The sequence below is a fragment of the Arthrobacter sp. 1088 genome (genome assembly GCF_031455315.1).
GTDB lineage: Bacteria > Actinomycetota > Actinomycetes > Actinomycetales > Micrococcaceae > Arthrobacter.
In genome coordinates, this window is the sequence record NZ_JAVDSM010000006.1 from 352,463 (window position 1) to 362,017 (window position 9,555).

The 9,555-nt window shown below is 62.1% G+C and carries 8 protein-coding genes and 1 rRNA gene; 3 read left to right on the forward strand and 6 right to left on the reverse strand.

Going from position 1 to position 9,555, the window contains the following annotated elements; genetic code table 11:
• Window positions 1-38 precede the first annotated feature (38 nt).
• The 3 genes from J2Y41_RS12215 (at window position 39) to J2Y41_RS12225 (ending at window position 3,438) form a co-directional block, all read left to right on the forward strand.
• Window positions 39-542: a GNAT family N-acetyltransferase gene (locus J2Y41_RS12215; protein ID WP_224089439.1), complete on the forward strand. Its 504-nt coding sequence runs from the start codon at window positions 39-41 to the stop codon at window positions 540-542.
• A gap of 9 nt (window positions 543-551) precedes the next feature.
• Window positions 552-2,294 (forward strand): helicase HerA-like domain-containing protein, encoded by a 1,743-nt coding sequence (locus J2Y41_RS12220; RefSeq protein WP_309928658.1) that lies wholly within the window; start codon window positions 552-554, stop codon window positions 2,292-2,294.
• Between the two features lie 97 nt (window positions 2,295-2,391).
• Window positions 2,392-3,438 carry a hypothetical protein gene (locus tag J2Y41_RS12225; protein WP_309928659.1) on the forward strand — a complete coding sequence of 349 codons (1,047 nt, stop codon included), beginning with the start codon at window positions 2,392-2,394 and terminating at the stop codon, window positions 3,436-3,438.
• 84 nt (window positions 3,439-3,522) lie between these two features.
• Here J2Y41_RS12225 and J2Y41_RS12230 read toward each other — a convergent pair whose 3' ends face one another.
• The 6 genes from J2Y41_RS12230 to rrf all read right to left on the reverse strand — a co-directional run.
• Entirely contained in the window at window positions 3,523-3,777 is a 255-nt protein-coding gene (locus J2Y41_RS12230) for a DUF559 domain-containing protein (protein WP_309928660.1), read from the reverse strand.
• A 21-nt stretch (window positions 3,778-3,798) separates the two neighbouring features.
• Window positions 3,799-5,772, reverse strand: coding sequence for an NHL domain-containing thioredoxin family protein (locus J2Y41_RS12235; protein WP_309928661.1), 1,974 nt, complete (start codon window positions 5,770-5,772; stop codon window positions 3,799-3,801).
• Window positions 5,772-8,147 carry a cytochrome c oxidase assembly protein gene (locus J2Y41_RS12240; protein WP_396133526.1) on the reverse strand — a complete coding sequence of 792 codons (2,376 nt, stop codon included), beginning with the start codon at window positions 8,145-8,147 and terminating at the stop codon, window positions 5,772-5,774. Before J2Y41_RS12240 ends, J2Y41_RS12235 begins: the two co-directional genes overlap by 1 nt.
• A 136-nt stretch (window positions 8,148-8,283) precedes the next feature.
• Window positions 8,284-8,571, reverse strand: a complete 288-nt coding sequence (locus J2Y41_RS12245) for an HU family DNA-binding protein (protein WP_011776355.1) — start codon at window positions 8,569-8,571, stop codon at window positions 8,284-8,286.
• Window positions 8,572-8,823: 252 nt separating this feature from the next.
• On the reverse strand, window positions 8,824-9,387 hold the full coding sequence (locus J2Y41_RS12250; RefSeq protein WP_224089444.1) for a GNAT family N-acetyltransferase: 564 nt from the start codon (window positions 9,385-9,387) through the stop codon (window positions 8,824-8,826).
• Between the two features lie 81 nt (window positions 9,388-9,468).
• Window positions 9,469-9,555 (reverse strand): 5S ribosomal RNA (rrf, locus tag J2Y41_RS12255); the annotation flags it as partial.

The window sequence follows — 9,555 nt, forward strand, 5'->3', positions numbered from 1 at the left end:
CTGCTACCTACTTGGGGTGAACCTACGAAAGGCATGACATGACCACAACGCCAACCCTTTCCGTCCTCAGCCTGCCCATGCGCGATCCCCGCGTCCGTCCCCTCCTGGACGAACTCGCCGTCGAATATGACACGCGCTACGGGACACTCTTCGGCACCGGGGGCGCTGCAGAGGAACTGAACAGGTACCCGGCCGAGGAATTCGCCGCACCCCACGGAGCACTGATCATCATCCAGGAGAACGGCGAATCCGTGGCTGGCGGCGCATTCAGGCGCTTCGACGAGCACACCGCAGAACTCAAGAGAATCTGGACCCACTCTGCGCATCGTCGTCGCGGGCTGGCACGGCGCGTGCTCACGGAGTTGGAAAATGAAGCACGACGCCGGGGCTACAGGAAGCTCTACCTCACCACCGGCCCACGCCAGCCGGAGGCCAGGAATCTGTACCTCGCCACGGGCTATAAAGCGCTCTTCGATCTCGCCGCAGACCCTGAAGACATCAAGCATCTGGCCTTCAGCAAGGATCTTGTGCTGCCCAGCTAAGCTATGCGCATGGCCAATAAAACCACTGCTGAAAAACTTGCCACCATCCAGCAGGGGTACGCCCTGGAAGGTGCCACCATCGAGCTGGGCGCGGCGATCGTCGATGGTGAAATCCACAAAGAGGCCCAGGTCAGGCTTCCCCTGGCCATGATGAACCGCCACGGCCTCGTGGCCGGCGCCACCGGTACCGGCAAAACGGTCACGCTGCACATGATCGCCGAACAGCTCTCGACGGCGGGTGTGCCGGTTTTCCTCGCGGACATCAAGGGTGATCTGTCGGGACTGGCAACGGCGGCAACCGGCAGTGAAAAGTTGAGCGCACGCACCGAGGCCCTCGGCCAGCAGTGGCAGGGAAAGAACTTCCCCGTTGAATTCCTGAGCCTGGGCGGGGACGGCAACGGAATCCCGATCCGCGCCACCATCACCTCCTTCGGGCCCATCCTGCTCTCACGCATCATGGACCTCAACGACACCCAGGAGTCCAGCCTCCAACTGATCTTCCACTTTGCGGACAAGAACAAGCTGGAACTGATCGACCTCAAAGACCTCCGTGCCGTAATCCAGTTCCTTACTTCGGACGAGGGCAAGGAACAGCTGGAGGATCTTGGCGGTCTTTCCAAAGCCACTGCCGGAGTCATCCTGCGGGAACTCGTCACCCTTGAGGCGCAGGGCATGGAAAGGTTTTTCGGCGAACCGGAATTCGATACGGCAGAGCTACTCCGCACGGCGCCCGATGGCCGGGGCGTGATCAGCTGCCTTGAACTCCCCACGCTGCAGACCAAGCCCCTGCTGTTCTCCACCTTCCTCATGTGGCTCCTGGCCGACCTTTTCGAAGACCTCCCCGAAGCCGGCGACCTCGACAAACCCAAACTGGTGTTCTTCCTGGACGAAGCACACCTGCTCTTCAGCGACGCCTCCAAGGCCTTCCTCGAGGCCATCACCACCACGGTCCGGCTCATCCGTTCCAAGGGCGTCGGCATCTTCTTCGTCACCCAAACACCAAAGGACGTCCCCGCCGATGTCCTGGGCCAGCTCGCCAACCGGGTGCAGCACGCCCTTCGCGCGTTCACCCCGGAAGATGCCAAGGCCCTCAAAGCCACGGTCTCCACATTCCCCGTCAGCGATTACGACCTCGAAGAGACACTCACCTCCGCAGGCATTGGTGAGGCCGTCATCACCGTGATGAACGAAAAAGGCGCGCCCACACCTGTTGCGCTCACCCGGCTGCGTGCCCCCGAATCCGTGATGGGCCCCAGCGCCGACGACCTCATCCGCAGCACCGTGGCCTCGTCCTCCCTTCTGGTCAAGTACGGGACGGCCGTAGACAACGTGTCTGCCTACGAGAAGCTCACCAGCAACCCCGTACCCTCCACCGGCGACGCCGCACCGGGATTGCCGCCGGTCCCGGCCAGCTCTTCTGGTTCGGGCGCTCCTGGTCCGGGCGCTTCCGGGGGTACGCCCTACGACATCGACGCCGAAGCGCGCCGCATCGAGGAAGAGATCCTCGGCCGCCCGAGTTCCCGTCCGGCCCCTGCGCCCTCCTCCTTTCCTGCACCCTCCTCGCCGCCCGCGCCGACCCCTGCACCGCAGCGGGCGTCCCAGCAGGACGGCGGCATGTTGGGCGACCTTGCCGGGGCACTCGGCGGCGCCCTGGGCGGCGGCCTGAAGAGCATGGTCCGTTCCATGGGGACACAGCTTGGCCGCGACCTCATGCGCGGCGTTTTCGGTACCTCCTCGCGGCGCCGCCGCTAGCCCTTTTTGGCTGTCAAAAGCCCGACGGCGGGTGGCGGCCCGGGGTGCTGCCACCCGCCGTCGGGCATTTCACGAGCAGTCTTCGCAGGTCACGCTGATGCCCTCATGCACAGCTATCGCTGCCACGGCAGGTAACGTAAAGGGCGTGCAGTTGAGTCAAGCGATAGTCAGGACCGCAGCCGGATGGCTGCTCGGTCTGATGCTTGCTGTCGCCGGAGCCATCGTCTGCATCAACCTGGTGAGTTCCTCCGTGGCCAGTCCGCAACAGCCTGTCCGGGAGTATCTGGAGGCCTTGCAGAAGGGCGAAGGCGAGCAAGCCCTGGGACTGCTGCGAGCCAAAGTTCCCAATGCGAATGCCGCCATGCTCGACGGCACGGCACTGCAAACTGCTGCCTCCAAACTGTCGGACATCAAACTCGGAAATGCAGAGTCCAGGGGCAGCAACCGTGTAGCCGTTCCCATGGACTACACCTTGGACGGGAACCGGCTCCACACTGAATTCCTGATGGAGCGCACCGGCACGCAGTGGTTGTTCTTCGGCAAATGGGCTTTCGTTCCCACCACGCTGCCCACCATCGAAGTGACGGTGGTCAACTCCAGTGAAGCAGCGCTCAACGGCGTCCCCGTGAACATGCCCAACGGCCGCAACACCTTTGCCGTGTTCTACCCCGGCAAATACGAAGCCAGCCTGAATGGCACCTACTTCGAGGCTCCTCCTGCCTCAGCCCTCGTTTCAAGCCGCGACGGCGGCCAGGCCCCCTTGAACCTGCAGACCAGGTCAACCAAGGCCATGAACGAAGCCGTTGCCGGTAAAGTGCGGGAATTCCTGGATACCTGTGCCGCCCAGGCCACCGAACAGCAGCGCCTCCAACCTGATTGCCCGTTCTACCACGCCAGCAACGCGCGCGTCGTAGACGGAACCATCAAGTGGGAAATTACCCAGTACCCCAAGATCACCATTGAGCCCTTCGGCGGCAAATGGGTCGTAGCCCCGCTCAACGGCAAGGCAAGGGTTTCCGCCCAAGAGATCAATTTGTTCACCGGCCTGGTCAACGACCTCAACGTGGAGCACGATTTCAGCTTCACCACCCAGCTGGACACCAACAACAACACCGTGACTGTCACCCCGATGCTGACTTTCTAGGCGGCGCCGCACTGGCCCACCTTTCATCACCTAAGGCGCCCAGTCTGTGCTCGCGCCGGCTCCGAGGGCCCAAAACCGCTCTCGTTACACCAAGCGCCGCCGCCGAAGGACCTCACGAACGTGCCGCAGCATCGCATCCGGCGTGTGAACCACATCGCCGTAGAAGAACCTCAGGACCAGCAAGCCCTGACGGATCGCGTCGTTGTCCCTCCGACGGTCCCTCTTGAACTGGCGCGGATTCAGATGAAATGCCAGCCCGTCCATTTCGACAATGACTGGCCCAGTTCCGAAGTAGCCGGAGGCATGAAAAAGGCCCGGGTCCTCCCTCTCAAGGGTCAAACCCGGGCCAGTTCAGCAGGTTTAGTCCATGCCGCGCAGATCCAACACCAGCTCGGATTCGCCGTCGGCCTGCAGGATGACTGGAATGCCCCAATCCTGCTGGTACAGGTGGCAGGCTGCGTGGTCCGGAATCTCGCCGTCCTCGGTTTCAGGTCCGTCACAGGCGGCCGCACGGGCAGTGATGTGAAGGATGCCCTCGGGCACGTCGGACGACAATTCGATGGTTCGCAACAAGCCCACCGATGTCCCGCCCCCGGAAACCAACAGTTCCGGCGGAGTGGAAGAGACCTTCATTTGCGTGGGGTCGCCCCAGCGGTCATCGAGCTTCTGCCCGGTGGGGGCCTTGAAGCGAACGGCCAGCTCCAGGATTCCGGGTGTCACAGGGCTCTTGGGACGGTGCGTCTGGGATGCCCCCTCATCCACCTGCTGGGCTTCCTTGGGGATCGGCACCAAAACCAGCTGATGCTTGTTTGACTCGACCACCACCAGCAGCGGCTCACTGTTGCTGTGGTTAACCACGACGACGTCACTCGGCTCAGCCAGGCCACGCGCCAATGTTGACACTGTCTTCGAGGCGGGATCATACCGGCGAACGGCACCGTTGTACGTATCGGCGATCGCTACGGAACCATCCGGGAGTACCGTCACCCCCAGGGGGTGCTGCAGACGTGCCTCGCTGGCGTCACCGTCACGGAATCCGAAGTCGAACAGTCCTTGGCCGACGGCTGTCTCCACCGTCACGCCCGTTTCGTCAAGCACCAAACGCCGCAATGAGGAAGTCTCCGAGTCGGCCACCCAGATGTTGTCATCGGCATCAATGGCCAGGCCGGACGACTGGGCGAACCAGGCGTCCTCCGCCACGCCGTCCAACAGCCCCTCCAGGCCCGAGCCCGCCAGGATGGAAACCTGGTTGGTCACGGGATCGAACGCAAAGATCTGGTGCGTCCCAGCCATGGCGATCACAACACGCTGCAGTTTCGCACTCCACACAACGTCCCAAGGCGAGGACAGAGAAACACCGGTACCAAGGCCAAGCACCCCGACGTCGATTGCGTCGGCAGCAAAGTCGGCCGGACCGCCGTCGTGGTGTTCGGACCAGGCACCCGCGCCCGTCTCGGTGACACGGGCAGGACCGGCATCGAGCAAGCGCTGCACACCGTTGCCGGCAACAGTCCGGACATGCCCTGAACTCAACGTCACCCCGCGAAGGCGGTGGTTCACGGTGTCTGCGACCACGGCGTCATAACCGAGCGTAGAAGCGAGCTCCGCCGGAAGAACAGCTATACCTTGCGGCTCGTTGAACTGGGCCGTGTTCGTGTCGCCGTCCGCGTACCCCTTAATGCCGGAGCCAATAACCCGCTCAACGGTTTCCAGGTCCGGGTGGAGCTCTACCAGGCGGTGGTGCCCGGAGTCGACGACGAGGTAATTGCCATTGGCCAACTGTGTCGTTTTGCCCGGGAAGCGCAAAGTACCCGACGTCGGAACGGGAGCGACGTACGGACCGTTGCCCCGGTGGAGGGTCCCCTTTGCTTCGTGCTCAGCAACAAGTTCCTCAAGCAGCACGGCGAGACCATCTGCGTGGCCTTCACCGGAAAGATGCGCCACGATGTAACCCTCCGGATCCACGACCACCAGCGTGGGCCAAGCACGGGCTGTGTACGCCTTCCACGTGGCCAGCTCAGGGTCGTCCAGAACCGGATGATGGATCTCGTAACGCTCCACGGCAGCAGCAAGGGCAACGGGATCGGCTTCGTGCTCGAACTTGGGCGAATGCACGCCGACTGTCACCAGGACATCAGAGTACTTTTCCTCGAGGGGCCGGAGTTCGTCGAGAACATGCAGGCAGTTGATGCAGCAGAACGTCCAGAAGTCCAACAGCACGATTTTGCCGCGAAGGGATTCCAAGTCAAGGGACTTGCCGCCCGTATTGAGCCAGCCGCGGCCCTCCAGTTCGGAGGCCCGGACCCGGAGTTGGGTGCGTACGGTTTCGCTCATCAGCGTCCTTCCAGCTTCGTGTTTCGTTCGGTCTTGCTGCTTGCATGGTCAACGCTTCCCCTGGCGTGGCCTGTTGAAGCGTTGTCCCCAGGGGCGGCACCGTCAGTTGAAACGGTGCTGTCAGTTGAAACGGTGCTGTCAGTTGAAACGGTGCTGTCCTCTGGAGTGCTAGCCGGTATGGCTTCGGTCGGTCGGGTCGCTTCGGTCGTTTCAGTAGTCAGGGCCGTCTGCCTGGTTGAGGCCGGGCGGCCGGCCAATTTGGCATCGCGGTCAGCGAGCCGGGCAAACATATCGTTATAAGCACTGAGATCGGCGTCGTTATTCCTGTCGGCCGCACGGTCCACGCGTCGGGTCTCCCGCTCGTCCGAGCGTGACCACATGACCGCTACGCCGATTGCCACGAGCAGGGTGGGAACTTCGCCAATGCCCCAGGCCACAGCACCGCCCATTTGCTGGTCTGCGATGGCCGAGGCACCCCAGGTCCTGCCCAGGTTGCCGAAGTAGTCAGCAGCCAGCAGGCCTGTACCGCCCATGATGGCCACGCCAAAGAATGCGTGGAATCCCATGGTTGCGAGCAGGAGCAGCAGGCGCATGGGGTACGGCGCACGTCGCGGCAGTGGATCACTGCCGATCATGCTGAGTACAAAAATGTAGCCCGTCAGCAGGAAGTGCAGATTCATCAGCTCATGGCCTACGTGCTCCCGCATGGCAAGGCCGAAAAGGTCCGAGTAGTAGAACAGCACGATGGAGCCCGCGAAGTTCGCAGCGGCGAACAGCGGATGAGTCACCACCTGCGAGAACCGGGAGTGGACGAACAGGAGCAGCCACTCCCGAAGACCCCGCGAACCGTGGGCGCCTTCACCCCGGGAAGGCAGTGCACGCAGCGCAAGGGTCACGGGTGAACCCAACACCAGGAAGATCGGTGCCACCATGGTCAGGGCCATATGATCCACCATGTGGGCAGAAAACAGCACACGGCCATAGACAGCTGGCGGACCCGACGTGATGTAGGTGAGAATCACCAGTCCAATCATCCAGTTCACCGTCTTGAACCAGGACCAGCTATCCCCACGCTTGCGGACCTTGATAATCCCGAGGATGTAGGACACGGCGCCAAATAAGGCGACTCCAACCCACAGCCAGTCAAAACGCCATTCCGTAAGCCAGCGCTCTGGCGTAAGTTCAGGCGGAACCTCATAGCCGGACAGGATGAAGGCCGGCGAGGCGTCCGGTGCGTACGTCGTGGGCTGCGGCGGGGCCGAGCGCCCGAGCGCCACGGCGAGGCCCGACGTCGCGCCCATCACCAGCAGCTCAACCAGAACCAGCTGCCACAGCACGCGCCGGGCAGACATCGAACCGCTCTTCCCCAGCTGAGGTATGACCCACTGACGGTGCATGAAACCAATGCCACCCAGTACCAACGTGGCAAGTGCCTTGGCAAGGATGAGTTGGCCATAGGCAGAGCCAAACAGATCGCCGGGGTTCGTCACGCGGATGGCTGCGTTTATCACACCGGACGCAAACACCAACACGAAAGCAAAACCTGCCAGGGCCGAGAACCTTCGGAGGGTCGGTTCCGTGATGTCGCTCGTCCCGGACCTCCTGGAGCCAGCGAGCAATCCGGAAAGGACCGCGAGCATGATGATGCCTCCCACCCACACAGAGACACCAACCAAGTGAAGGCCCAGCGAGTTGATGGCGCCTTCATGATCACTGGAGCTTGAGGAGTGACCGATCAGCGCGGTCGGAATCAGCCCGATCAAGGCAAGCAGCAGCGTAAAAGCGAGGCCGGTCAGCGAGCGGACGCCGAACAGCGCGGTGGTGACTACCGCAGCAATGATAGTGATGGCCAGCCAGGCCTTGCCCGTTTCTATGTCCGTCATGAAGTAGACAAGCGAGCGGGTGAATTCTGCGTCGCCGGAGAGCCCCTGACCCGCCACGTCCGCGTAGGTCAATACCAGGACCGCTACGGCAGACAGTGTCCAGGCGGCACCTGCCGCGGCGGCAACGGCAAGGGCGCGTGCAAAGGCTGGATGCTCCAGAGCCTCCAGATCCTTTTCACGGGATCGCGACGCCCTAAGGTTCTTGGGCAGGATTCCGACCGCAAAGATCAGTCCACCAATAACTGTGGCTATGGAAACGTTGTGGACGGCTTTCGCCACCGGCAGGCCCCACCGAACCAGCGCACCAGGGTCCGAGACCTGTCGGGCAGCAGAAGCTCCGGAAAAGATGAGGGCTGCAGCCAAAGTCAGGAAGAGCACCGCGAGTCCAGCAAGCTGCCACGTGAGGGAAATGCCCGTGACGGCATCGCCTCCCCGCGCTCCCGGCTTGGGAACAGGCGATGGGGCGGTTGCGGAGCTTCTTGCTGATGGCACCTATCCATTGTCCGTTACCTATGGCTGGGCTGCGAATCGGGAACCATTTGGGGAGGAGTAGTGGGCAGGGCTTAACAGCAAAAGGGGCGGCAACCAGTTGGTTGCCGCCCCTTTTAGGCGTTCGCCGAAGTTGGAATTACTTCTTCTTGGCGACAGCAGCCTTCAGCTTGGAGCCCGCGGTCAGCTTAACGCTGTGGCCAGCGGCGATCTGGATGGTTTCGCCCGTCTGCGGGTTACGGCCGGTGCGTGCTGCACGGTCGGTGCGCTCAACTGCGAGCCAGCCCGGGATGGTGATCTTCTCGCCAGCGGCAACAGAAGTCTCGAAAACTTCGAACAGTGCATCGAGCACGGAGTTGACGGCAGCCTGGCTGGTGCCAGCCTTGCCTGCTACCTCTGCAACGAGTTCACTACGGTTCTTAGCCATTTACGTCCTCCTGGACTAATACGTTTTTTGAGCTTTCAAGCGGAATGCGAGCAAGCCACTGCTCGAAAACTTACCAGCTTGCACCGGCTTGGCCAGCAAATTCCGCGTGTTTCCGCGCTTTTTTGACCAAAATCACCGGTTTTTCAAGGTTTTTGGGGGTGTGGACCGCACATGGCGTACCCTACGGCGTTGAAGAGGCCCCCAACCAGCGCAGGAAACCACGACGCCGGCAGCGCATCCAACCGCCGTGGATCAGAAGAGAATGCGCTGATACAGGACGTGGTCCTGCCATTCGCCTGCTATGTGGAGATAGGAGGGCGCCAACCCGATCCGCTCGAAGCCGCATCGTTTGAGGACGGCCTGCGAGGCTACGTTATGCATCAAGGTTGCGGCTTGGACACGGTGGAGTCCCAAATCGTCACTCGCGATGGAGAGAACCGCCTCCACCGAAGAAGTGGCAATGCCCTTGCCGGTGAACGCTTGGTCGACCCAATAGCCCAGGTTGGCGTTCATGAAGGGTCCACGGACTATGCCCGTCAAGGTAATCTGGCCGACGATATCCCCGTCGTGGAGAACTACCCACGGCACCTCGGTGCCTGCGGCATATTGGTTCAGTTTACCCCGAACAACGGCGTCCTGCCCTGCCCTGGTATAGAACGCTTCGCTGCGCCGTGGTTCCCAAGGGGCAAGGTACTCTGCGTTCCGGGTGTAGGCGGCCGCCAAGGGCCCGACGTCGGACAAGGACAAAGTGCGAAGGTGGACTTTTCCCTTCACGGCATTCCCGGATGACACATCCAAAGTTCGGTTAAGGGGCATCCTGTGACTCTAGCGTCCTTGGTTGTGTGGTTAAAGTGGGGAAGCCCCGACCGTGGTGGTCGGGGCTTCCCGTTAATGTTTGTCCGGCGGTGTCCTACTCTCCCACACCCTCCCGGGTGCAGTACCATCGGCGCTGTGGGTCTTAGCTTCCGGGTTCGGAATGGGACC